The following is a 25,340-nucleotide window of genomic DNA, read 5'->3' on the forward strand; positions in this document are numbered from 1 at the left end:
TGTCCTCTCGGCTGTCGTTACCGTTCGGAGAGATTCACATGTTTCTGCAAACCAGTTCAGCCCATGATGCGCCGCCAGGGCGACTGTACGTCGTGGCCACCCCGATCGGAAATCTCGACGACATGACCACACGAGCGCTGGCCGTTCTTGCTGCGGTGGACGTCGTCGCTGCGGAAGATACCCGCCATACCCAGAACCTTTTGTCTCATTTTGGATTGCAGAAAACATTGTGCTCACTGCATCAGCACAATGAGCGTGGCAGAGTGGACTATCTGAAGGCCCTGCTTGATGAAGGCAAGACTGTGGCGCTGGTGTCCGATGCGGGAACCCCGCTGATATCTGACCCGGGCGCGATGTTGGTCACCGAGTTGAGGGCATCGGGTTATGCCGTCATTCCTGTGCCTGGCGCATGTGCGCTCATCGCGGCGTTATCTGCCAGTGGTCTACCGACCGACCGGTTCACTTTCGAAGGCTTCCTGCCGGCCAAGCCCTCGAACCGTCGTAGCGCGCTGCAGAGGCTGGCCGGAGAGCAGCGTACCCTCGTTTTCTACGAGGCGCCGCATCGAATTCAGGATATGCTCGCCGACTGTGTTGCTGTCTTTGGCGCAGACCGGGAAATCTGTATTGGCCGCGAGCTCACTAAAACCTTCGAAACCTTTATTTCCGGAACGGCTGGCGCGGTGAACGAAGCCGTCGCCGCAGATCACAACCAGAGCCGTGGCGAGTTCGTCGTCATGATAAAAGGTGCCGAGGCCGAAGCGCCATCTGATGACCTCACGGCCGTGACGGTCGATCTCGAGGCTTTACTGCGTAACCTCAAGAGTCAAATTTCGCCCTCGGATCTAGCCTCGGCAGTCGCTGCAGCCAGCAGCCGGAAAAAGCGCGACATATATAAGCAGATTCTGGCCCTCGATTGAGTTAGACTGCGCGCGGAGTTTGCCAGACAGTCGCTGTCTGCGCCGGTTTACCGGGGCAGGGGGAGGAAAGTCCGGGCTCCATCGGGCAAGGTGCCAGGTAACACCTGGGCGGCGTGAGTCGATGGAAAGTGCAACAGAAAGTATACCGCCTACGTAGCTTCGGCTGCCGGTAAGGTTGAAATGGTGCGGTAAGAGCGCACCGCATGACTGGTAACAGTTCATGGCGATGGAAAACCCCACCTGGAGCAAGACCAAATAGGGATCCGTTAGGCGCGCCCACGCTGGATCCGGGTAGGTCGCACGAGCCGATTGGTGACAATCGGCCCAGATAAATGACTGTCCACGACAGAACCCGGCTTATCGGCAGACTCCTCTTCTTTATAGTGGCCAATGCTCAAATGTGGGTATTGGCCGCTAACTTCTATCGTTATACTGTATGCATATACAGTCTTAACGCTTTGATATGCAATAGAAAGCCCGCTGCTCTCATCGTTATTGCAAAATAATCTTTGTTCTCATCTGGATTATCACGATAGATGCCCATCTCCATGATATATATGGTTTTTTAACCATAAGTATTTCTACTTTCCTGCCTGACCCTCCCTAAGTCCCTGTTTTAGTGAAACAAATTTATAGTCATTGGCCCATGTGGCCACTTGAAAAGGCAACAAGTGCTTCCTATAGTGTCTGCAGTGGGAAATTGTGGTGAATTGTGGAAGTTTGTGGGGCAGGGTGGCCTAAATGTACGTACAAGACCAAAAGCAACGACAAGAGTGTCTCAATGGCAGTACCTGGCAGGATTCGAACCTAAGTGACCATGTTCACTGGCGACAACAGCATCAATATGGATGCCAAAGGTCGATTCGTGATGCCCAGCAAATATCGGGAGCGTCTCGAGCAGCTGTGCGCCAATCAACTCGTTGTCACCATTGATACCCAGGTCCGTTGCCTGCTGGTCTACCCAAGAAACGAATGGGAAAAAATCGCAGAAAAAATAGAAGCGCTGCCTAGTTTCCAGCCGGGCACCATAAGAATCAAAAGATTGATCCTCGGTCACGCACAGGAACTTGAGATCGATTCCAACGGAAGAATTTTATTGCCAGCTTCGCTTCGGGAGTATGCCTTTCTGGAAAAGAAGCTGGTACTTCTCGGCCAGGGCAAGAAGTTTGAGCTCTGGGATGAAGCAGAATGGACCAAGGTCAGGGATGGCTACCTTGAAGTCGAGGCGCAGGAAGGAGAGATGCCTCAGGAACTCATGAACATAGCGCTTTAATCTTGTATTCAGCTGTTTTAGACAAGAACCACCAGGTTCATCGAGGGTACATGGATCAACATATCAGCGTGATGCCGGAGCAGGCTCTGGCAGCACTCGCGCCCCAGAGGGACGGCTGCTATGTCGATGCGACCTTCGGACGTGGCGGTCACTCCGCGCTCATTCTCGACGCGCTCAATAGCGACGGTCGACTGTACGCCATCGATCAGGATCCTGCGGCCCGTGAGGCTGCTGCTCGTTTTGGCGAGGACGCGCGCTTTCATTTTCTCCACGGCAACTTTGCCGATCTCGGCAAGCTGCTGCAGGCCGCTGGCGTCAGGAAGGTCAATGGGATTCTCATGGATCTTGGCGTGTCATCACCGCAACTCGATGATGCTGGCCGGGGCTTCAGCTTTCAGAATGACGGTCCGCTGGACATGCGCATGAACACTGAAGCTGGAGAGTCAGCCGCCGAGTATATCGCCCATGTCGGCGAAGCCGAACTCACTCGAATCCTGTTTGAATACGGCGAAGAGAAATTTGCCCGCAGGATTGCTCGGGCCATCGTTGAGCGCCGAGCAGAGCAGCCTTTTACAAGAACCGCCGATCTTGCTGCCGTTATTGCAGCAGCCAATCCTAAATGGGAGAAGCACAAGAATCCGGCCACTCGCGCCTTCCAGGCCATTCGCATTGCTGTGAACGGTGAGCTCGATGCCCTGGAAAGCGGACTCAGGCAGGCATTCGATGCGCTGCTGCCAGGTGGTCGGCTGGTGGTCATCAGTTTCCACTCCCTCGAGGACCGCATCGTCAAGCGCTTCATGCGGGATCAGGCCAGTGTCGCGCAGGTCCCGAAGTGGGTGCCAATCATCCCTCCAGAGCTCATGCCTGAGGGTCGTATCATTGCCAAGAAAGTGACTGCGGAGCAATCCGAAGTCAGCGCCAACACCCGTGCCAGAAGTGCGGTGTTGAGAGCTGTCGAACGTCTTGACAAAAACAACAATTCGGGGCGAGCACTATGATCATGAATCCATTGAACAGAAAGGCGGTGACCACCGTTCTCATGGTGGCTGTTTGCGTTTCAGCGCTGCTGACCATCTACTCGGTCCAGGCGAGTCGTCAGTCGTTTTCCGATCTGCATGCCCTGAAGCAGGCAGAGGGAGAGCTACAGCGGCAATGGGCCCAGCTTCTCGTCGAGCAAGGAGCATGGGATTCGCTCTCACGTATCGAGCGACTGGCGCGCAGCGAATTTTCCTTGAGTGAGCCAAAGCCAGATCAGATTGCCCTTGTTCGTCCTGCATCACCTGCCCAATTGAGCCAGCGGGTCTCGGACGCGCTCAATGGCGGTCGTCAGACCATCATTGCCGGAAGCTCGAATGAGTGATCGCGGAAGTGAGAAGCCGCTGGCCCTTGCAGGGTGGCGGCTCAGCGTCGTCCTGGCCGGCCTTACTGCTGGCTTCGTCGTTATTGGCGTCAAATTGGTCATGCTGCACAGCATCGAGAGTTCAATGTTGAAGCATCAAGCTGCGCTGCGAACGATCAAATCAGAAGTCCTGCCTGCCGTGCGAGGTTCGATTTATGATCGAAATGGTGTGCCGGTGGCGATCAGCGCGCCGGTTCATACGCTGTGGGTGAACCCTGGTCGGGCCGATCCTGAGCAGGCTGAATGGAAACAGGCGGCTGCGCTGCTCGAGCTTGATGAAGCCCAATTGCGAGACAGCATTCGTCAGCGTTCGGAGCGTGGCTTCATGTATCTCAAGCGTCATGTGTCGCCGGATCTTGCAGCTGCCGTCAAGGCCCTGAAGCTTGTCGGCCTGGCGGCGGACTCGGAGTCAAAGCGCTTTTATCCAGCTGGCGAGGTAGCGGCTCACGTTGCGGGCCTGACGAATGTTGATGATAGCGGACAGGAAGGCATCGAGCTTGCTTATAACGAGTGGTTAAGCGGCTCCCCTGGAAAGCGTAAGGTGCTCAAGGACCGTGACGGTCATGTGATTGACCATCTCGAACTGGAAAGCGCAGCCCGTGATGGCCGTAACATCCAGCTCAGCCTCGATCTGCGGCTGCAATATATGGCTTACCGCGAGCTCAAGGCGGCAGTGTCAGGCTACGGTGCCATGTCTGGCAGTGTGGTCATGCTCGACGTTGAGAGTGGTGAGTTGCTGGCCATGGTAAATCAGCCCTCGTTCAATCCTAACGACCGTAGTGACCTCGAGCCGGAGCGGATGCGCAATCGCGCGGTCACTGATGTTTTTGAACCTGGCTCGACCATGAAGCCATTTACCATCGCCGCTGCCATCGAATCCGGCAAGTACAGAGCGAGCTCCAGAATAGATACCAGCCCTGGTTACCTTCGCCTGGGCAATTATACCATTCGCGACGGCGCCAATTATGGTGAGCTGGATATGGGTGGCGTTATCGCCAAGTCCAGTAACGTTGGCGCAGCGAAAATAGCTCGGGAGCTCGGCGGTGAGCAGCTCTGGGGCATGTTCAGTCAGGCAGGTTTCGGCCAGCCCACCGGTGTCGAGTATCCTGGTGAGCGCTATGGCGTGCTGCCATCGCCATCGGATTGGAGGCCATCTCAGCTCTCCTCTTTGGCATATGGCTATGGCATGTCATCTACTGTCATGCAGCTTGCTCAGGGCTACCAGGTTCTGGCGAACAAGGGTGTCCGCCGTCCTGTGTCACTGTTTCATCGTGCGGAAGATAATCTTGAGCAGGCGCCGATTCAGGTCATGAGTGCGACAACAGCTGTCAGTGTCGTGAATATGTTGCGCCGGGTCATCACCGAGGGTACTGGCAAGCGTGCGGCGGTCAGCGGTTTCAGCGTGGCGGGCAAGTCAGGTACGGTTCACCGTCTTGGCGCTCAGGGTTATGAGGCAGAAGAGTACAGTGCGCTGTTTGCGGGAATGGCGCCGGCGGACAACCCACGCATTGTCGTCGTCGTCGTGATTCACAGCCCGCGCAAGGGAGAGTATTACGGTGGCGAAGTGGCCGCCCCGGTATTTTCGCGCATTGTGTCCGATTCTCTGAGAATTCTTGGCGTGCAGCCGGATCGTCCGGACTCCCTGCTCGCTGATGCAACAGCCGCTGCCAGTGGAGTCTCCAGTGAGCGACACTAAGCGCATGCATCCGGTCAAAGGCAAGACTCTGTCGCAATGGCTCGGTCACCGCATTGCTATCGATGCAGAAGCTGATCGAACGATCGAGCAACTGAGTATCGATAGCCGGGACTGTGTTGATAATTCATTATTTATTGCGCTGAACGGGCAGGCGCGCAATGGTGCCGATTTTATCGAGCAGGCTGTTGCTCAGGGCGCGATAGCTGTGTTGCAGGGCATGGCGTCCTCCGAAGCCACAAAGGTCAGTGTGGAGCACAGTAGTTCGGGGCGAAGTTTTATCCGCATTCAGTTGCCGATGGCTGATAACGAATTGGCAGAACTGGCAGCAGATTTTTACGACAGACCGGCTGAAGCGCTGGCGATCGTGGCCATCACTGGCACCAACGGCAAGACTTCAGTGAGTCACTATGCGGCGCAATTGTCTGGTCTCTGCGGCATGCCGGCCGGTGTCATCGGCACGCTGGGCTACGGCATCGAAGGCCATCTTCGTCCGACCAGAAATACCACGCCCGATGCCGTGTCCATCCAGCGCCAGCTCGCCGAGCTTCGCAGCGCCGGTGCCCAAGTGATTTTTCTTGAGGCAAGCTCACACGCCCTCGTGCAGGGAAGGCTGGTAGCCGTGCCCGTTGATATCGCGGCGCTGACCAATATCACGCGGGACCATCTCGATTACCACGGCTCGCTTGCCGCCTATGCCAATGCGAAGCGAAGCCTGTTTTCAACGCCAGGTCTGTCAGCAGCCATTTTCAACGACGATGATTACTATGGTTCGCTCTGGCGTCATGAGCTCACCCAGCTGGCTAGGGATGACAGAGCAAGGGATGGGGCTGGGGAAGCTGATCGCTTTGCGCCTGAGCTCATGACAGTGAGTCTACTGCATGCAGCCACGGCCTGTGCTCACGATATCGAACTCATGGCAGACGGCATGAGCTGTACGATCAACGTTGACGGTGAGCAGGCTACGCAACGGCTCAGATTGCTCGGCGAGTTCAATCTCGCAAATGTGCTGACAGCCGCCGCCTGCGTGTACGCAGTCATGGTCAATCAGCTGCAACACAAGCGCGACGAAGGGCGGTCCTCGGAGCGACTGCTGTCTGTAGAGTCTGCTGACTGTGCCAGCCGGATTGTCAGCCACTGCGGCCAACTGCGGGCAGTGCCTGGTCGACTCCAGATGGTGCGGATGGATTCAGCGACCTCAAGCGTGGGTGAGCCACGCGTCGTGGTGGACTATGCCCACACGCCAGATGCTCTGCAAAAGACACTGACCGCTCTCAAGCAGCATGGCTTTACCAGCATTACTACGGTCTTTGGCTGCGGTGGAGATCGAGACAAGGGTAAGCGCGCACTCATGGGTGAAATCGCTTCGCTGCACAGCAGCAAGATCATTCTCACGAGCGACAATCCCCGAAGCGAAGATCCTTTAAGCATCATTCGCGATATCCGGGAGGGTACCGAAACAGGCAACGCAGCTGTCGACATCATCGAACAGCGTGAGCAGGCCATTGCCGCCGCCATCGAGTCAGCGGATAAGGGCGCACTCGTGCTCGTGGCAGGCAAGGGGCATGAGGATTATCAGGAATATGCCGGTCGTCGGCTGCCATTTTCAGATCTGGATGAGGTCAGGAAGGTGCTGGAGCGCCATGCCTCCTCGTCTGTCAGTAAGTCCTCAGCAGCCCATATGCCGCTGCAGCGTCAGGAGAAGATGTAGTGATAGGCTTATGGGATACGCACAAGATTGCGGCCATCACGTCGGCAGAATTTGCCGGCAGTCCGCAGGCGGTAACGGCCGTTGAAACCGATACCCGCAAACAGCTCAAAGGTACGCTGTTCGTCGCTTTGTCGGGTGAGCGGTTTGATGGACATGACTATATTGGCCAGGCCCTTCAGCAGGGTGCGGTCGCTGCGATCTCCAGTCAGTCACTCGCCGAGCTCAGGGCGGCCGGGCAAATCGTCGACAAGCAGCGCGTGCTGGTGGTCGAAGACACTCTGCGAGCGCTTGGGCAGATCGGCCGGGCGAATCGTGCCCGGTTTCGTGGGCTCGTGGCTGCAGTCACCGGCTCTGCTGGCAAGACCAGCGTCAAGGAGATGTTGGCAAGCATTCTCGAAACCCGCGGCCCTGTCGCCAAGACCCAGGGTAATCTCAACAACGAAATCGGCGTCCCACTGAGTCTGCTCCAGTTGAATGACCAGCATGTTGCCGGCGTGTTCGAGCTCGGCGCCAGTGCGGTAGGTGAGATTGCCAGGACCACCAGAATGACCCTGCCTCAGGTCGCCATTCTCAACAACGCCAGCGCAGCCCACCTTGAAGGCTTCGGCAGTCTGGAGCGGATCGTTCAGGCCAAGGCTGAAATCTTCGAAGGTCTGCTTGGTTCAGGCTCCGCCGTGCTCAACCGGGATGATCAGAATTACCCGTTCTGGGCCACCTATTGCGAGAATCTGTCACAGAAGCCTGACATCATCACTTTCGGCTTCCACGACAGTGCCGATGTGACGGCGAAGAACATTCGATCGAACGAAAGCGGTTCCAGCTTCACGCTCGTGCTGCGCCGCCCGGGACAGTCGAGTAAAGCGACGGAAGTTTCAGCAACACTCGAGTTTGCTGGTCGACACAACATCTGCAATGCGCTGGCGGCCGCTGCCGCAGGCTTCATGCTCGGCCTCAAGCCTGTAGCCATTGCCGAAGGGCTTGCTGCTGCAAGGCCTACTGGCGGTCGGCTGCAGTTCGAACACTACGGCCATGGTCTGACCTGCATCGATGACAGTTACAATGCCAATCCCGCTTCCATGGTGGCGGCGCTCGACGTGCTGGCGGACATCGATGGACTGGGTGTGGCGGTGCTTGGGGATATGGCAGAGCTTGGCGAATTGACCTCGAGCGCTCACAGGAATCTTGGGGTGCAGGCGGCAGAGCGAGGCTTCGCGGCTGTATTCGCAGTGGGACGCTACGCTGATGATGTTCGCCTTGGTTTCGAATCGGTGGTCGCGAATCACGGCGCCGTCTGTCAGTCGTTTTCCGACAAGAGTGCTGCACAACTGGCTATCGTGAACGAACTTCAGGCCAGACTGAAAGGTGGCGCCAAAGTGTGTGTGCTGTTCAAGGGCTCGCGCAGTGCCGGCATGGAAACGCTGAAGGCCGCCGTGCTGAAACGTATGGGATTTGCGAGTGCAGATGCCAGGAATGGCAGGGGAGGCAAAGCCTGATGCTGCTGTTCCTATCCGAATTCCTGTCTACATGGTTTCCGTCTTTCAGCGTGTTCCAGTACCTCACTTTGCGAGCGATCCTCGGTGTGCTGACTGCGCTCGGTATTTCCCTGCTGGTTGGTCCGAAGATGATCCGGAATCTGGCCCTCCGTCAGATCGGGCAGAGCATTCGCAACGATGGTCCTGAAAGCCATCTGAGTAAGGCTGGCACACCTACGATGGGCGGCGCGCTTATTCTAGTGGCCATCGTCATCAGCACCTTGCTTTGGGCGGACCTCAGCAACCGCTATATCTGGATCACCCTGCTGACTACCGTCAGCTTTGGTGCTATTGGCTGGGTAGATGACTGGCGCAAGGTCGTCGAAAAGAATAGCCGCGGTCTGCCTGCTCGCTGGAAGTATTTCTGGCAGTCTGTGTTCGGTCTGCTGGCCGGGGTTCTGCTCTATGTCACTGCAGCGTCGCCAGCAGAAACCACGCTGATCATTCCGGTCTTCAAGGAAGTCGCCATTCCGCTGGGCCTGGGCTTCATAGCCCTGACCTACTTCGTCATCGTAGGCAGCAGCAACGCGGTCAACCTCACGGACGGACTGGACGGACTCGCCATCATGCCTACCGTCATGGTGGGTGGCGCTTTGGGCATATTCGCCTATGTGTCAGGCAACGTGAATTTTGCCGAGTACCTGCTCGTGCCTTATCTACCGGGGACAGGTGAGCTTATGGTCTTCCTCGCTGCTCTGGTGGGCGCGGGGCTGGGCTTTCTCTGGTTCAACACCTATCCAGCGCAGGTCTTCATGGGCGACGTTGGCGCTCTGGCACTGGGTGCGGCACTGGGCGTAGTGGCCGTCATCGTCCGACAGGAAATCGTGCTCTTCATCATGGGGGGCATTTTCGTTCTGGAAACTGTGTCCGTCATCTTGCAGGTGGCCTCGTTCAAATTGACTGGCCGCAGGATTTTCCGGATGGCACCTATTCATCATCATTTTGAGCTGAAAGGCTGGCCTGAGCCGCGCGTTATCGTGCGCTTCTGGGTCATTACCGTCGTTCTGGTCCTCGTGGGCCTGGCGACACTGAAAATCAGATAGTCATGAGAGTCATCAAGGGAAGCAAGGCGTGAGCATATTGGCAGCAGACAAGGCAGTAGCGATTATCGGGGCAGGTGTCACCGGTCAGTCGCTGCTGCGCTATGCCCGCTCGCGTGCCTATCAGGTCGTCCTCATGGACACTCGGCCGGAAACGCTCGCTTTTACCCAGCTCAAACAAGCCTGGCCAGATGTGGCCTTTCATTTTGGTGGCTTACACGAAGCCTGGCTGCAGCAGGCCGATGAAATCTGGGTAAGCCCTGGCATAGACTTGCGTCATGCGCTGCTCAGGAGGCTGGCCGAAGAGAAGCCGCTGCGTGGAGATATCGATCTGTTCAGCGAAAGTGTAACGGTGCCGTTCGCTGCAATTACCGGATCGAACGGCAAGAGCACGGTGACCACGCTACTTCAGGCCATGGCCGAGGCTTGTGGCGTTCGTAGTGTCGCCGGAGGTAATCTCGGCACGCCCGCCCTCGACCTCCTGCAGCCGGAGATAGAGCTGTATGTTCTCGAGGTCTCCAGTTTCCAGCTCGAAACTACACGACATCTGGCCGCCACCGCGGCCACTGTGTTGAACCTGTCGCAGGATCATATGGATCGCTACGACAACATGCTGGCTTATCACAATGCCAAGATCCGCGTGTTCAATGGTGCGCGCAAGATGGTGCTCAACCGCGACGATCCACTCGCCCAGGCGCCGCTGTCGCGAGACCGTGCGGCCATAGGCTTCACCAGCCGTGAGCCCGAACCAAGCGACTACGGTCTGCGCAATGAAGATGGGCAGTGGTATCTGGCGAAGGGCCGGACACTGCTGCTGTCGACGTCAGCACTGAAGATCCAGGGGCGCCACAACTGGCTGAACGCCCTGGCAGCCCTGGCATTGGCAGAGCAGTTCGAACTCGATCAGGGGTCCTGTCTCGCGGCGCTGAAACAGTATAACGGCCTTCCCCATCGCTGCGCCTTCGTCTCCGAAGTCGATGGCGTGGTGTTTATCAACGACTCCAAGGCTACCAATGTTGGTGCTGCCCTGGCCGCAGTCGATGGCTTTTCTACCGAATATTCCGGGCGTATTCATCTGCTGTGTGGTGGCGACGGCAAGGGGCAGGATTTCGCACCACTGGCGAAGTCCAGTCGACTGTTGGCCAGCGTGCATCTGTATGGCCGTGACGCAGTGTTGCTTCAAGGCGCATTTTCTGCCGCAAGCGAACGGCCACGTTCGTTGACGATCTCGAGCGATCTCGCTTCGGCGCTCGAGGCTGCGCGGGAAGAAGCCCGGGCCGGAGACCTGATCCTGCTGTCACCAGCCTGCGCCAGCTTCGACCAGTTCAGCGGTTACGAAGACCGTGGCGATCGTTTTGCCGCGATGGTGAAGGGGCTGCGCGAATGACAGCATTCAAGCCTGTGTGGCCATCACTGCTCACGACCATTTCCATTGCGACCCTGTTGCTGTCGCTGTTCGGCGTCATCATGGTGTTCTCTTCAAGTATCGATTATGCGGTGGACAGTAATCTGGATTCGACGCATTACCTCGTTAGACACCTGTCATTCCTGGTCATCGGTTGTGCGGCTGCGGCGGTGGTATTGAAGACTCCAAGCGAGCGGCTGCTCAAGCTCAGTGTTCTGGCGCTGGCGGTGTCGATCATTCTTCTGATGCTGGTTCTGGTTCCAGGCATAGGCAAGACGGTCAATGGCAGCACACGCTGGATCAATCTGGGGCCGATCAACCTGCAGGCCTCGGAATTCGCCAAGCTCGGTCTCATCATCTATATCGCCGGGTATCTGGCACGGAAGGTCGAAGAGGTTCGTCAGAGCTGGTGGGGCTTCTTCAAGCCTCTGCTGGTGTTCCTGGTGTGCGCGCTGCTGTTGCTGAGCGAGCCTGATTTCGGTGCCCTGGTCGTGGTGCTGGCCGCGGTGCTCGGTATGATATTTCTGAGTGGCGTCAAGCTCAGCCACTTCAGTCTCCTGATGCTGGTGACGCTAGCGGCGCTTGCGCTGCTGGCCGTGGCCGAGCCTTATCGACTGGCCCGCCTGACCTCCTATACCGACCCCTGGGTCGACCAGTACGATTCCGGCTATCAGCTGACCCAGGCCCTCATCGCTTTCGGGCGGGGCGAGTGGTTCGGCGTCGGTCTCGGCAATTCGGTGCAGAAACTCAGCTACCTGCCTGAAGCTCATACCGATTTCGTTTTTGCCGTTACCGCAGAAGAGTTTGGCTTGATAGGCGCGTTGATGCTGCTGCTGACCTTTGCCGCTGTGGTCGTCAGCGGACTTCAGATTGGCCGGAAGGCCGAGCGTCTGGAGCGACTGTTCCAGGCTTACCTGGCCTACGGAGTCTCCATCCTGCTTGGCATTCAGGTGCTGGTGAATCTCGGTGTGAATACCGGCTTGTTGCCTACCAAGGGTCTGGCCTTACCCTTCATCAGCTACGGCGGCTCCAGCCTGGTGGGCAGCCTGCTGGCAGTTGCGCTGCTGGTGCGTATAGAACGAGAAAACCTGCGCTTGAAATCTGAAGCGAAGGATCCCGCGAGCGCCGAGCCATCGGCCCGCATGCCACGAGCGGCCAGAAGTCGTATGCAGGAGGTGCAGCATGCGAGCTGAAGCACTCGATCGTAGCCCTGCTGTGCTGATCATGGCCGGAGGCACTGGCGGGCATATCTTTCCAGGGCTGTCTGTAGGCCGGGTGCTCGAGGCTCAGGGCGTCGACGTGGTCTGGCTGGGTTCCAAGGCCGGCATGGAAGTGCAGGTCGTTCCGAAGCACGGCTTCCGGCTCAAGTTGCTCGATATCTCCGGCGTACGGGGCAAGAGCATGAGCAGCTGGCTGAAGGCGCCCTTCCAGTTGATGCGCTCTGTCGTTCAGGCCTGTCTGATCATTCGCCAGGAGCAGCCCGACTGCGTACTGGGACTTGGCGGCTTCGCCTCTGGCCCAGGTGGCATTGCGACCTGGTTGATGAATCGCCCGCTCGTTCTTCATGAGCAGAACGCGGTGCCGGGCACTACCAACCGTTGGCTGGCGACCGTTGCCGACAAGGTCTTCGAAGGCTTTCAAGGCACGTTTCACGGCAAGGCCAGAGACCGCGCCGAGTGGGTCGGCAACCCCGTTCGAGCTGAATTGCTGGGCGTGGCGGCAAGACGCCGACAGCAGCCTCAGGCTGGTCATTTACTCATTCTCGGCGGCAGTCGCGGCGCCCAGGTGCTCAATGAAGTGCTGCCGCAGGCGCTGGCTCAACTGAGCGTGGATGTGCTGCCAAAGATTCTTCATCAGGCGGGTGCCGGCAAGGCAGCCGCCTGTCAGGCACTGTATGACCAGCTCGGCGTAAAGGCCGAGGTTGTCGAATTCATCGATGACATGGCCCAGGCCTACGAGCAGGCTGCATTAGCGGTATGCCGTGCTGGAGCACTGACCCTCGCAGAACTGGCGGTGACCGGTGTTCCCGCGGTTCTGGTGCCGTACCCACATGCGATTGACGATCATCAGACACGCAACGCAGAAACAATGGTGGCTGCAGGTGCGGCCCGAATTGTCGATCAGCGGGATCTGAATGCTCAGGGATTGGCTCAACTACTGAAAGGATTACTGGAAGATCATGAAAAACTTAGCCACATGGGACAGGCAGCCGAGGCTGTGGCCCGCACTGACGCCGCAGTCGCGGTTGCCGACTACTGCCTCTCCGTCTGCACCAGGGAGCTCGCACATGCCTGATGCCAGCAAGGAAACCGTTGTGACTTCGACACTGGACCAGCCAGTACCAGCCTGGCTGCCGCCCGAGATGCGCAGGGTCAGAAAGATCCACTTCATCGGGATCGGCGGCTCAGGTATGTGCGGTATTGCCGAAGTCATGCTCAACCAGGGCTATGACATCAGTGGCTCGGATCTGCAGGACACTGCAGTAACCAGGCGCCTGCGCCAGCTCGGTGTCAGTGTCGCCATTGGTCACAGCGAAGCCAATGTCACCGGTATTGACGTGGTTGTAGCGTCAACAGCTGTGAGTGAGACAAATCCTGAAGTGCTCGAAGCGGCCCGTTTACGCATTCCTGTCATCGCGCGCGCGCAGATGCTGGCCGAAATCATGCGCTATCGACACGGCATCGCAGTCGCTGGTACGCATGGGAAGACCACTACCACCAGCCTCGTCGCCTCGGTAATGGCCGAAGCTGGGCTCGATCCTACCTTTGTGATTGGCGGTCGATTGAATAGTGCTGGCACTAACGCAAAAATTGGCGGCTCGCGTTACCTGGTGGTTGAAGCTGATGAAAGCGATGCCTCGTTTCTGCACCTGACCCCAATGGTCGCCATTGTGACCAATATCGATGCTGATCACATGCATACCTACGGCGGCGATTTTGGCCGACTGAAGCAGACATTTATCGAGTTCCTGCATAACCTGCCGTTCTACGGACTCGCCATTATCTGTATCGACGACCCAGTGCTCCGAGAGATCCGAGGTCAGATTGGTCGGTCAGTAGTGACCTACGGCGTACACGAGAGCGCTGATTTCAGAGCCGAGAATATCCGGCAGGAAGGTAATATCACCTGCTTCAACGCCAAGCGACCTGCCGGTCTGCCCGATCTGGACATCTGTTTGAAAATGCCCGGACAGCACAATGTGCTGAATGCGCTGGCTGCCATTGCCCTCGCCATGGACGAAGGCATTGACGACGAAGCGGTCATCAAGGCCCTGTCGAGTTTCGAAGGGGTCGGTAGACGCTTCCAGATGTATGGTAATTTCCGACTCAGAAACGAAGTTGGTACACCGGTCGACGATGTCATGCTGGTCGACGACTACGGCCATCATCCGCGTGAAGTGACGGTGACCATCGAAGCCATTCGGGCAGGCTGGCAGGAACGTCGCATCGTCATGATCTTTCAGCCCCATCGCTATTCCAGAACCAGCGAGCTGTACGATGATTTCGTCAAGGTGCTGAGCAAGGTCGATGTGCTTATTCTGCTCGACGTCTACTCGGCTGGGGAGAAGGAAATCCCGGGTGCAGATAGTCGAAGCCTGGCCAGAAGCATCCGCCAGCAAAGTACGGTCGACCCGGTACTGCTGACAGACAGAACGACATTGATGAGTAAGCTCATGGCGATGCTGCAGCCGCACGATCTGGTCATTACGCAGGGGGCCGGCGATGTTGGTGCTCTGGCTTCCGAGCTGGCGGCGGCGTTCGAAGCGCAGTCGAATGAAGCTGGTGATACTGCCGGGAGGACTGTATGAGCTCCATACTGAAGACACTGAACATCATGGCTGCAGATTTTGGTCGGGTGCTGTTGCTGTATGGCGGCACTTCGGCTGAGCGCCCCGTCAGTCTCAAAGGCGGCAAGGCCGTTCATGCGGCACTGCTTGATGCAGGCATCGACTGCTTTCATCTGGACCCCGCCGATGGGCTGTCAGCCATTGTCGATAGCTCGTTCGACCGGGCCCTGATTCTGCTTCACGGGCGCGGCGGTGAAGACGGTAGCATCCAGGGCCTGCTCCAGCTCATGGGCAAGCCATATACGGGTAGCGACGTGCTCACTTCGGCGCTCGCCATGAACAAGTTGCGAACGAAACAACTCTGGTTGAGCCAGGGGTTGCCGACGCCGGCATTCGTGGTCCTGCAAGCCGATACCGACTGGTCAGCAGCTATCGCTCAGCTTGGTGGCGAAGCCATGGTGAAGCCGGTGCATGAAGGCTCCAGCATCGGCATGCGCAGAGTGCACTCTGCCAATGAGCTTCAGGCGGCCTGGACTCATGCAGCGACTTACGATTCGGTCGTCATCGCAGAGCAGTATATCCGTGGGCGGGAGTACACGATGGCGGTCCTGCACGATCAGGCCCTGCCGATCATCGGTCTCAGCACCGGGGAAGCATTCTACGACTATGCGGCGAAGTACGAGCTCAATTCGACCCGGTACGGTCTGCCGTGTGACCTGGGCAAGCGTGAGCCGGAAGTGGCTGCGCTGGCACTGCAGGCCAATCAGGCCGTAGGCGCCAGAGGATGGTCCAGAGTCGATCTCATGATCGACCAGCACGACACGGTCTGGCTGCTCGAAGTCAATACCGTGCCGGGCATGACTGATCACAGCCTGGTACCAATGGCAGCTGCCGCCATTGGTCTCGATTTCCAGAGTCTTGTCGTGCTCGTGCTTGCGGAAACGCTGGCCGATGCCACAGCCATACATATCAATAGTCATCTCACTCATCTGCTGGACAGCTGGAGGGCACAGAACATTGGCTAGACCGCAGACGCAACAGTCTCCACGACTGCCAAGACAGCCACTTCGACGACAGTCGGCACCTGCCGGCCTGTATCGTCGTGGCGCGGTGTCTGCACAGGCCACGAGCGGTCATACCCGGTATTTCAGCCGGCCGGGCAGGCCGAACACGCGTGGTGCAAGCCGTGTCGGACCATCGGCATGGCAGCGTTTTGGTGCTGCAGTTGGCCGATGCTGGCAGGCGCTGACGCGGTTTTCATCGTCCACCGGTGTCAGGCAGACCTGCGTGCATGGTGGCATTTTCGCATTCTGGCTGCTCATTTTCGGTGGAGCCTACGCTGGACTGCGAGCGCTCGACAAACCCGTCAGTGCGGTTGAACTGATGTCGGACAACAGGTTCACCAGTCAGGCCCTGGTGGATGAGCTGGTGCCCTCTGGTTCCGAAACCAGCTTCTATCTTTATGACCTGCGCCAGGCACAGCGGAATCTGAGTGAGCTGCCATGGGTTCGAAGTGCCTCTGTTCTGCGTGGCTGGTCGGGCAAGCTGAAGGTGTCGGTTGAAGAATATATCCCCGCCTTCGCGCTGGCTGACCTGACGCGCCAGTCTGGCCAAGCGCCGGGCGATGCCGAAACCCGCATCTCTGCTTTCGTCAGCCGGGATGGCAGTCTGGTCGATGTGCCTGCTGGGGACGTATTCGAGCGCACGGCGGCCGGAATCTCAGCCGTTCAGAGCCTGCGCAGCGCCATCAGTGCACTGCCCGTGTTCGAGTGGAGCGGTGAGTTTCCGGCCACACAACGTCAGAGCGATGATTTCCTTGCGCAGTATCAGAAGATCACCCGTCTGCTCGAAACCGGGGACATCGATCTCAGCGTCGCCAGCCTGCATCGTTCGGCGGCTGGCAGTTGGTCTGTGCAACTCGAGTCGACTGACTCGGGGAGCGGGTCAGACCTGACGCCTGCACCAGTCAGTTTCGAGCTGCGACTTGGTTCAAAGGATTTGCAGAGCCGCATGCAACGTTTCGTGACTATCTATAACCGGGGCCTGCACCGGGATGCCGGCACTATTGCCTACGCCGACCTGCGATACACCAGCGGGCTGGCGATCGGCTGGCAGAAACAGGCCGAGCAGGACCTTACAGACAAGAAGCTTCAGGGATTGGGAAAAAATGGTAAGTCCTAACGGAAACATGATTGTTGGCCTGGATATCGGGACTTCAAAAGTCGTCGCCATCGTTGGTCAGAAAACCGATGACGGGCGCATAGAAATCGTCGGACTAGGTTCGCAGCCTTCGCGTGGGCTCAAGCGCGGCGTCGTGGTCGATATCGAAGCCACGGTGCAGGCGATACAGCGCGCAATCGAGGAAGCCGAACTGATGGCCGGCTGCCGCATTCATTCTGTGTATGTCGGCATCGCTGGCAGTCACATCAAGAGCTTCAACTCCCACGGCATTGTCGCGGTGCGTGATCGTGAAGTCGTCCCGGCCGACCTGGATCGTGTGCTGGATGCCGCTCAGGCGGCTGCCATTCCAGCGGACAAGCGCATCCTGCATGTGATTCCGCAGGAGTACGTGATCGACAACCAGGAAGGTGTCAAGGAACCTCTTGGCATGTCCGGCGTCAGGCTGGAAGCGAAAGTCCACCTCGTGACCTGTGCCGTCAATGCCTATCAGAACATCGAGAAGTGCGTGAAGCGCTGCAATCTGGAGGTCGAAGAGATCATTCTCGAGCAGTTGGCTTCCAGCTATGCGGTGCTGACAGACGATGAGCGTGAACTGGGCGTGTGCCTGGTTGATATCGGCGGCGGCACTACTGATATCGCTATTTTTACTGGCGGTGCAATTCGGCATACCGAAGTGATACCAATTGCCGGTGATCAGGTCACCAACGACATCGCCATGGCTCTTCGCACGCCAACTCAGCATGCAGAGGACATCAAGATCAAATACGCCTGCGCACTCACACAGCTCGCAGGTGCAGACGAAAAGATCAAGGTCAGTGGCGTCGGCGACAGGCCACCACGAGATCTCAGCAGGCAGGCCCTGGCTGAAGTCGTCGAGCCACGTTACGAGGAGCTGTTCACCCTGGTGCAGAACGAGCTCCGACGCAGTGGCTTTGAGGACCTCGTGGCGGCTGGCATGGTGCTGACCGGAGGAACTGCCTGCATGGAAGGTGTGGTCGAACTGGCCGAAGAAATTTTCCACATGCCTGTCAGGCTTGCGTCGCCCCAGGGCGTCACGGGCTTGTCCGATGTGGTGAGTAATCCGAAATACAGCACGGCCGTCGGCCTGTTGCAGTACGGATTCAGACAACTCGACAGCGGACGGGGTAATTCGCAGAAAACAGATCACTCCACGAACTGGTTGCAGAGACTGAAGCACTGGTTCGCTGGCAATTTTTAAAACGTTCAGTCATGAAAAAAGAAGCTAGATCAATAACAAGATAATCAACATCACTGTTGTGGGAGATTGGGATATGTTTGAACTCGTCGAAAGTGTTACACAGAATGCAGTTATCAAGGTCGTTGGTGTTGGTGGTGGCGGTGGCAACGCCGTCCGTCACATGCTGGAAAATCAGGTCGCTGGCGTAGAGTTCGTTTGCGCCAACACTGATGCCCAGGCACTGCGCGATCTCGATCCGAAACACGTCATCCAGCTTGGTGGCAACATCACCAAGGGCCTGGGTGCGGGCGCCAATCCTGATGTGGGTCGTCAGGCAGCCATAGAAGACCGCGAACGCATCGCAGAAGTCATTGCCGGTGCTGACATGGTCTTCATCACTGCCGGTATGGGTGGTGGTACGGGTACCGGTGGTGCGCCAGTCGTTGCTGAAGTTGCTCGGGAGCTCGGCATCCTCACCGTTGCGGTCGTCACCCGGCCGTTTCCCTTCGAAGGCGCCAAGCGCATGAAGATCGCTGAAGCCGGCCTCAAGGAGCTGGGTCAGTATGTCGATTCGCTGATCACCATCCCGAACGAGAAGCTGTTGAGCGTGATGGGCAAGAACACCAGCCTGCTCGACGCCTTCGCAGCGGCCAATGATGTCCTGCTGAACGCAGTGCAGGGCATTGCAGACCTCATCGTCAATCCTGGCATGATCAACGTCGACTTTGCCGACGTGAAGACGGTCATGTCTGAAATGGGCATGGCGATGATGGGCTCTGGTGTGGCGTCAGGCGAAGGCCGAGCCAAGGAAGCGGCTGAGCATGCGATCAGAAGCCCGCTGCTCGAAGACATCAACCTGCAGGGCGCACGCGGTATACTGGTCAACATTACGGCAGGTATGGACATCTCTCTGGGAGAATTTGCCGAGGTGGGTGCCATTATCGAAGAGTTCGCTTCTGATTCCGCGACTGTAGTCATCGGTACGGCTATCAATAACGAGCTGAAGGATGAGATCCGCGTCACAGTCGTCGCAACTGGTCTCGGTGGCTATGAAAAGCCGGTCAAGGTCGTTGACAACAGCACCCGCCAGCCAAATGGCACTACCGATTACCATCAGCTGGACCGCCCTGCAGTCATGCGCAAGCGCGGCCATAGCGGTGGTTCAGTCGGTAATGCGGCACTGGATCGACGCGCTGTAGGAGAATCCCCCAATATCGATTACCTTGATATTCCGGCATTCTTACGTCGTCAGGCTGATTAATACAGGCCTTGCAGAAGTCGCTCTCCGCCTCCATACCATTATGGGGGCGGGGTCGGCGACCTGAAGTATTTCGATTTTTGCTGTGATGAAATTGTAAAAAGCGTTCGTCACAGCCAGCATCAGTCCGTCAGATATCGTTGTGGCAGCCCGCGCTGTGCCGGTAATTACCTAAGGCGCAGGGCCTTTCTAGCCGCCACACTCTGGCTATACTGATGTCACAGAATGATTACGTCATGATGACAACTGTTAACATGACTTCGCGGTCCAGGAATAGGGTCTGCTTCTACTAACAGACAACCTGCATCTTGATTGGATGAGCAACGCAATGATTAGACAGCGCACTCTCAAGAATACAATTCGGGCGACCGGTGTCGGCTTACACTCTGGCGACAAGGTCTACCTGACTCTGAAGCCAGCCCCGGTCGATCACGGCATCGTTTTCGTGCGCACAGACCTGCAGGGACAAAACAGAGTTGATGCCAAGGCCGGCAACGTCGGGGATACTGTATTGTCTTCCAACCTGGTGAATGGCCAGGTGCGCGTATCGACTGTTGAGCACCTGATGTCAGCCTTCGCAGGCCTGGGTATTGACAACTGCATCGTCGAGTTGAGTGCGGCAGAAGTGCCTATCATGGATGGCAGTGCCGGCCCGTTTGTCTATCTGATCCAGTCTGCTGGTATCCAGGAGCAGAGCGCTGCGAAGAAATTCATTCGCATCAAGCGCGAAGTAACTGTGACCGACGGAGACAAGGTAGCCAGCTTCCTGCCTTTTGACGGTTTCAAGATGAGCTTTGCGATCGACTTCGATCACCCGGTCATCAATAACTATTCACAGAGCACCAGCATCGACTTTTCCAGAACTTCTTTCGTGAAGGAAGTCAGCCGGGCGAGAACTTTTGGTTTCATGCGCGATATCGAAAAACTTCGCTCCATGAACCTGGCCCTTGGCGGCAGTACTGATAACGCCATCGTGATCGACGACTACAAGATCCTCAACGAGGAAGGTCTTCGTTACGAAGATGAGTTCGTCAAGCACAAGATTCTCGATGCTATCGGCGACATCTATCTGCTCGGCTATTCGCTGTTGGGTGAATTCAGAGGCTTCAAGTCTGGCCACGGTTTGAACAACATGCTGGCCCGCGAACTGCTTCAGCAATCAGATGCCTGGGAAATGGTCACTTTCGAAGATCCTGCGACAGAAGTGCAGGGCGTTCTTCAGCCAGGCTGGGCCTGAACCGGAACTTCAATCGATCCGATCGATCGGTTGTACAAGAGAAGCGTCACCTGAGGTGGCGCTTTTTTTTGTCAGGACGATTGTCGCCGGGCCGCCTGCTGCAAGGCCTTGACGAGCTGCGAAAGCGCCCGATCAACCACATCACCTTCTTCATCCGCGCCCTTGCGGGCATCCACCAGATCAGCGGTATCCGTAGTATTGGCTAGCCACTGCAGGGTTGCGGCATCAGGCAGGTGAAAGCCCTGCCTGAAGGTCTTGCGTCTTTCTACCGGCCGTATTTTCGGTTTGAGCGCGATAACGCCTTCAAAATGCGGGTTCTCGGCCAGTGCAGCCACGATGCCGTGTTGTTGCAGCCTCAACAGTGTTGCTGTAGAGGCTTCTTCACACTCGACGTGGAGCAAACCGTTGTCAGTATAGAGCACCCGAACCTTGCCCCGGAGGCGCGCGGGCAAGGCCGCTTCGAAACTGGCTTGATAATCGGCATAGGCGCTGGCTTGTGACACAATCGACGAAAGCTTCTGCTTACGGATGGGACGTCTATAGGGGCTATTCCCCTTGGCTCTGCCAACCGTGCTATCATCGCTTGCGTTTTTTTGACTATTGAGCAGTGCGTCAATTGACTGCGGGAGCGATTTCGACTTCTTCATGGCGCACCTGCTTGTGGTTTTTCGCAGCACAGACTGCAGTCATATAAGTGTGATGCTTATGGAGTGTAATTAGCCAGTACCATAACCAAGTGTGGAGACAGGATGAATTTTCTCATAATGCGCATGGATTCGCACACCTCGAAAACGGCTGCGGTATCCTCTCGAGACCTCAGACGGTGGATTATTCTCGGCACAGCGTTCATCGCAGCGCTTTGCCTGTTGAGTTTTACAGTCGGCCAGCGACTTGGCGAAAACGCTGTTATCAGTTCTCAAAATGCCGTTCTGGAACAACAGGTCGTTCAGAACTGGCGTCAGACGCTCGAAGATCAGGCGACCGCGATCGAAGCCACCAGGCAACAGTATAGTCAGCAGATGGACATGCTTACGCTCAGGCTCGGCGAACTGCAGTCGCGGCTGCTGCGTCTTGACGCGCTTGGGCAGCGGCTGACTTCGATGTCCGAACTTCCCGAAGGCGAGTTCGATTTCGACTCATTGCCCTCTGTTGGTGGACCCGAAGATATCGTCGCGCCGGAGTCCTTCAATCTTGCAGACCTCGACAGTGCGCTGAGCCGGCTTGAGCTGCAGGCTGAGTCCCGGCAGCAGCAACTCGGTGTCATGAGTGACGTGCTGGTCTACGATAAAATCGCGCGACAGCAGGTTCTCGCGGGCAAGCCTGTGAGAACAGGATGGTTGTCGTCTCAGTATGGTTTCAGGTCAGACCCATTCACCGGTAAGCGTGCCTGGCATAATGGCCTCGATTTCGCTGGCCAGGACGGAAGCGACATCATCGCTGTGGCTGGTGGCGTGGTGATTTTTGCCGGCTCCCGCTACGGATATGGCAATACCGTCGAGATCGCTCACGGCGATGGGCTGGTAACCCGATACGCGCACTGCAAGGAGATTCTGGTGTCGGTCGGCGACGTGGTGCAGGCAGACCAGACGGTGGCCCTGCTAGGCTCGAGTGGTCGATCTACTGGTCCTCACGTCCACTTCGAGGTGCTGCAGGATGGCAAGGGCGTGAGCCCGCAGAAGTACGTTCAGCGTGCGAGCCGCTGATGTGGGCGCCGGTCTAAACGCGCTGCCCTTTATCCACGCCTCGATTCAGCGTTACAATGCTCGGCTTTCCGTAAGCTCGGTCGACTGGGCCGATCATGCGGCGCAGATATGCCCAAGCCAGGGGCATCTGTACATTTTCTCGGATTTTGGGCGGCAGGCAGTCTGAATTGCCACTTACCCGATAACAGCAGGTCAGATTTATCTATGTTCGCTTCAGTAGCCAAGAAAGTTTTCGGTAGCAAAAATACCCGTGAAGTCAAACGGATGGGTAAGACCGTTCGCAAGATCAATGAGCTCGAAGAGGGTTTGCAAAAGCTCGACGACGCCGAGTTGCAGGCGAAAACCACCAGCTTCCGCGAGCGTATAGGCAAAGGCGAAACGCTGGATCAGCTCCTGCCGGAAGCCTTTGCAGTGGTTCGCGAGGCCAGCCGGCGAGTCATGGGCATGCGTCACTTCGACGTTCAGCTCGTTGGCGGTATGGTCCTTCATGACGGCAAGATTGCAGAAATGCGAACAGGCGAGGGCAAGACCCTCGTCGCAACGCTCCCGGTCTATCTCAACGCTCTGTCAGGTCGGGGCGTTCACGTCGTCACGGTCAACGATTACCTCGCGCGACGTGATGCCGAATGGATGGCGCCGCTCTATCGCTTCCTTGGACTCGAAATCGGCATCGTCGTCAGCGGTCAGGATCAGACGACCAAGCGCGCGGCCTATGCAGCTGATATCACCTACGGTACCAACAACGAATTCGGCTTCGACTACCTGCGTGACAACATGGCCTTCAGCATGCAGGACAAGGTGCAGCGCGGCCAGACCTATGCCATCGTGGACGAGGTCGACTCCATCCTTATCGATGAAGCCAGAACGCCGCTGATCATCAGTGGTCAGGCTGAAGACAGTTCAGATTTGTATCGCCGCATCAATGCGCTCGTACCGAAGCTCGAACGTGGTGAGCCAGCTGCGGATGCATCAGCCATCGCCGCCAAGCTGGGCGAGCCCGGTGCCGAGGCTACAGGCCACTTCACGATCGATGAAAAAGCGCGAAGCGTAGAGTTGACCGAAGCCGGTCATGCCTTTGTGGAAGAGCTCCTTATCGGAGAAGGCCTGCTGGAAGAAGGTGAGTCGCTATACTCCGCCTCCAACCTCAACCTGCTGCATCACGTCAACTCTGCGCTCAAGGCGCATCAGCTGTTTACCAAGAACGTCGAGTACATCGTTCAGAACGAGCAGGTCGTCATTGTCGATGAGCATACCGGTCGGACCATGCCTGGCCGCCGCTGGGGCGACGGTCTGCATCAGGCCATCGAAGCGAAGGAAGGCCTGAACATTCAGGCCGAAAGCCAGACCGTGGCTTCTACAACCTTCCAGAACTATTTCCGCCTGTACGAAAAACTTGCCGGTATGACTGGTACGGCCGATACCGAAGCTTTCGAATTCCGTCAGATCTACGGCCTCGACGTCGTCGTCATTCCGACCAACAAACCTGTCAGCAGGATCGACCATAACGATCTCGTGTTCATGACCGAGACCGAAAAATATGCAGCGATCATAGAAGATATCAAGGAAGGCATCGCTGAAGGCCGCCCAATTCTCGTTGGCACAGCCTCTATCGAGTCGAGTGAGCTGGTGTCCAGTCTGATGAAAAAGGAAGGGCTGCCGCATAACGTTCTCAATGCCAAGCAGCATGAGCGCGAAGCCACCGTTATCGCCGAAGCAGGTCGGCCGGGTACGGTCACGATTGCCACCAACATGGCTGGCCGTGGTACCGACATCGTGCTGGGCGGTAGCTGGGAGTCTGAACTGGCCGAGCTCGAAGCGGCCGGTGCATCACAGGACAAGATCGACGTCGCGAAAGAGGAGTGGCGCAAGCGTCACGAGTCCGTATTGAAGGCTGGCGGCCTCTATGTCATCTGCTGTGAGCGTCACGAATCGAGACGTATCGACAATCAGTTACGTGGTCGATCAGGACGCCAGGGTGATCCGGGCTCCACCCGATTCTACCTGTCCCTCGAAGATAATCTGATGCGAATTTTCGCGTCGGATCGCATGAAGGGCATGATGCAGGCACTCGGCATGCAGCAGGGCGAGGCCATCGAGCATAGAATGGTGAGCAACGCGATCGAGAAGGCTCAGAAGAAGGTCGAGGGTCGTAACTTCGATGCTCGTAAGACCATTCTTGAATATGATGACGTCGCCAACGATCAGCGTCGCGTCATTTACGATCAGCGCAATGAAGTCATGAGCCGTGAAGATATTTCGGACATGATCGAGACCATTCGGGTCGACGTTGTCGATGCCTTCATCAGCCAGTTCATCCCGCCGATGAGCATGGTGGAGCAGTGGGATGTCGCTGGCCTGGAGCGCAGTCTGAAGGAAGAGTTCGCTATCACCTTGCCAATTCAACAGTGGCTGAACGATGACAAGCGACTCATGGAAGAGACCCTCCGCGAGAAGATCCTGAAGTCACTGACTGAGGTCTATCAGAACAAGGTCGAGCAGATCGGACCGGAGCGCGCGCGTTCGCTGGAGAAACAGCTCTTCCTCGAGAAGCTCGATTTCTTCTGGAAAGAGCACCTGCACAACATGGATACCCTGCGAATGGGCATCCATCTGCGCGGCTATGCTCAGAAGAATCCAAAGCAGGAATTCAAGCGCGAAGCTTTCGAGCTATTCCAGACCATGTTGAGTTCGATCAAGCAGGACGTTATCCGCTGGCTGTCAAAAGTGCAGGTGCGTGCTCCGGAAGAAATCGAAGCGCTGGAAAATCAGCGGCGGGAAGCGGTTGCGCGTGAATTGATGCGTTCGAAGGCAGAACATCCCGAGGCGCCAGGTCTGATGGAGGAGTCCGGCCAGTCGCGTGGCGACTCACAGGGCGAAGACGAAGGTGATGACGAACAGGCACCCGGCACTTTCAAGCGTGATACGCGAAAGGTTGGTCGTAACGAACCCTGCCCCTGTGGTTCAGGCAAGAAGTTCAAGCAATGTCATGGCAAGGTGGTTGCCTGA

General features: G+C 57.2%; 20 protein-coding genes and 1 other RNA gene. 20 read left to right on the top strand and 1 reads right to left on the bottom strand.

The window, feature by feature from the left end; translation table 11 throughout:
- The first annotated feature begins 38 nt into the window (after window positions 1–38).
- From rsmI to lpxC, 18 genes are all read left to right on the top strand, one after another.
- The gene (rsmI, locus tag ABD735_RS00195; protein ID WP_344802073.1) at window positions 39–917 is read left to right on the top strand and encodes a 16S rRNA (cytidine(1402)-2'-O)-methyltransferase; all 879 of its coding nucleotides are present in this window, start codon (window positions 39–41) and stop codon (window positions 915–917) included.
- Window positions 918–931: 14 nt separating this feature from the next.
- Window positions 932–1,293: RNase P RNA component class A (rnpB, locus tag ABD735_RS00200), an RNA gene on the top strand.
- A 441-nt stretch (window positions 1,294–1,734) separates the two neighbouring features.
- Window positions 1,735–2,190, top strand: coding sequence for a division/cell wall cluster transcriptional repressor MraZ (gene mraZ, locus ABD735_RS00205; protein WP_344803754.1), 456 nt, complete (start codon window positions 1,735–1,737; stop codon window positions 2,188–2,190).
- Window positions 2,191–2,240: 50 nt separating this feature from the next.
- On the top strand, window positions 2,241–3,188 hold the full coding sequence (rsmH, locus tag ABD735_RS00210) for a 16S rRNA (cytosine(1402)-N(4))-methyltransferase RsmH (RefSeq protein WP_344802075.1): 948 nt from the start codon (window positions 2,241–2,243) through the stop codon (window positions 3,186–3,188).
- Between the two features lie 2 nt (window positions 3,189–3,190).
- Entirely contained in the window at window positions 3,191–3,550 is a 360-nt protein-coding gene (ftsL, locus tag ABD735_RS00215; RefSeq protein ID WP_344802077.1) for a cell division protein FtsL, read from the top strand.
- Complete coding sequence (locus ABD735_RS00220) at window positions 3,543–5,285, top strand: peptidoglycan D,D-transpeptidase FtsI family protein (RefSeq protein ID WP_344802079.1); 1,743 nt, start codon at window positions 3,543–3,545, stop codon at window positions 5,283–5,285. The genes ftsL and ABD735_RS00220 overlap by 8 nt, the downstream gene beginning before the upstream one ends.
- Window positions 5,272–6,993, top strand: a complete 1,722-nt coding sequence (locus tag ABD735_RS00225) for a Mur ligase family protein (protein WP_344802081.1) — start codon at window positions 5,272–5,274, stop codon at window positions 6,991–6,993. Before ABD735_RS00220 ends, ABD735_RS00225 begins: the two co-directional genes overlap by 14 nt.
- On the top strand, window positions 6,993–8,486 hold the full coding sequence (locus tag ABD735_RS00230; protein WP_344802083.1) for a UDP-N-acetylmuramoyl-tripeptide--D-alanyl-D-alanine ligase: 1,494 nt from the start codon (window positions 6,993–6,995) through the stop codon (window positions 8,484–8,486). Before ABD735_RS00225 ends, ABD735_RS00230 begins: the two co-directional genes overlap by 1 nt.
- A complete protein-coding gene (gene mraY / locus ABD735_RS00235; protein WP_344802085.1) occupies window positions 8,486–9,568 on the top strand; it encodes a phospho-N-acetylmuramoyl-pentapeptide-transferase in 1,083 nt (360 codons plus the stop codon). The genes ABD735_RS00230 and mraY overlap by 1 nt, the downstream gene beginning before the upstream one ends.
- Window positions 9,569–9,596: 28 nt before the next feature.
- Window positions 9,597–10,952 carry a UDP-N-acetylmuramoyl-L-alanine--D-glutamate ligase gene (gene murD, locus ABD735_RS00240; RefSeq protein ID WP_344802087.1) on the top strand — a complete coding sequence of 452 codons (1,356 nt, stop codon included), beginning with the start codon at window positions 9,597–9,599 and terminating at the stop codon, window positions 10,950–10,952.
- Window positions 10,949–12,163 carry a putative lipid II flippase FtsW gene (gene ftsW / locus ABD735_RS00245; protein WP_344802089.1) on the top strand — a complete coding sequence of 405 codons (1,215 nt, stop codon included), beginning with the start codon at window positions 10,949–10,951 and terminating at the stop codon, window positions 12,161–12,163. Before murD ends, ftsW begins: the two co-directional genes overlap by 4 nt.
- Window positions 12,153–13,265, top strand: coding sequence for an undecaprenyldiphospho-muramoylpentapeptide beta-N-acetylglucosaminyltransferase (gene murG, locus ABD735_RS00250; RefSeq protein ID WP_344802090.1), 1,113 nt, complete (start codon window positions 12,153–12,155; stop codon window positions 13,263–13,265). The genes ftsW and murG overlap by 11 nt, the downstream gene beginning before the upstream one ends.
- Complete coding sequence (murC, locus tag ABD735_RS00255; protein ID WP_425548542.1) at window positions 13,258–14,778, top strand: UDP-N-acetylmuramate--L-alanine ligase; 1,521 nt, start codon at window positions 13,258–13,260, stop codon at window positions 14,776–14,778. The genes murG and murC overlap by 8 nt, the downstream gene beginning before the upstream one ends.
- The gene (locus ABD735_RS00260) at window positions 14,775–15,782 is read left to right on the top strand and encodes a D-alanine--D-alanine ligase (RefSeq protein WP_344802092.1); all 1,008 of its coding nucleotides are present in this window, start codon (window positions 14,775–14,777) and stop codon (window positions 15,780–15,782) included. Before murC ends, ABD735_RS00260 begins: the two co-directional genes overlap by 4 nt.
- A complete protein-coding gene (locus tag ABD735_RS00265; protein WP_344802094.1) occupies window positions 15,775–16,938 on the top strand; it encodes a cell division protein FtsQ/DivIB in 1,164 nt (387 codons plus the stop codon). Before ABD735_RS00260 ends, ABD735_RS00265 begins: the two co-directional genes overlap by 8 nt.
- Window positions 16,925–18,157 (top strand): cell division protein FtsA, encoded by a 1,233-nt coding sequence (gene ftsA / locus ABD735_RS00270; RefSeq protein ID WP_344802096.1) that lies wholly within the window; start codon window positions 16,925–16,927, stop codon window positions 18,155–18,157. The genes ABD735_RS00265 and ftsA overlap by 14 nt, the downstream gene beginning before the upstream one ends.
- Before the next feature lie 73 nt (window positions 18,158–18,230).
- On the top strand, window positions 18,231–19,397 hold the full coding sequence (gene ftsZ, locus ABD735_RS00275) for a cell division protein FtsZ (RefSeq protein WP_344802098.1): 1,167 nt from the start codon (window positions 18,231–18,233) through the stop codon (window positions 19,395–19,397).
- Window positions 19,398–19,722: 325 nt separating this feature from the next.
- Window positions 19,723–20,631 carry a UDP-3-O-acyl-N-acetylglucosamine deacetylase gene (gene lpxC / locus ABD735_RS00280; RefSeq protein ID WP_344802100.1) on the top strand — a complete coding sequence of 303 codons (909 nt, stop codon included), beginning with the start codon at window positions 19,723–19,725 and terminating at the stop codon, window positions 20,629–20,631.
- Between the two features lie 71 nt (window positions 20,632–20,702).
- Here the strand turns inward: lpxC and ABD735_RS00285 are convergent, their stop codons facing one another.
- A complete protein-coding gene (locus tag ABD735_RS00285) occupies window positions 20,703–21,278 on the bottom strand; it encodes a DciA family protein (RefSeq protein WP_344802102.1) in 576 nt (191 codons plus the stop codon).
- A 102-nt stretch (window positions 21,279–21,380) separates the two neighbouring features.
- Here ABD735_RS00285 and ABD735_RS00290 point away from each other — a divergent pair, with 102 nt between their 5' ends.
- Window positions 21,381–22,334 carry a peptidoglycan DD-metalloendopeptidase family protein gene (locus ABD735_RS00290; RefSeq protein WP_344802104.1) on the top strand — a complete coding sequence of 318 codons (954 nt, stop codon included), beginning with the start codon at window positions 21,381–21,383 and terminating at the stop codon, window positions 22,332–22,334.
- A 204-nt stretch (window positions 22,335–22,538) separates the two neighbouring features.
- A complete protein-coding gene (gene secA / locus ABD735_RS00295) occupies window positions 22,539–25,340 on the top strand; it encodes a preprotein translocase subunit SecA (protein WP_344802106.1) in 2,802 nt (933 codons plus the stop codon).

The organism is Allohahella marinimesophila, assembly GCF_039538005.1.
In the GTDB taxonomy this organism is placed as follows: Bacteria; Pseudomonadota; Gammaproteobacteria; order Pseudomonadales; family Oleiphilaceae; genus Allohahella; species Allohahella marinimesophila.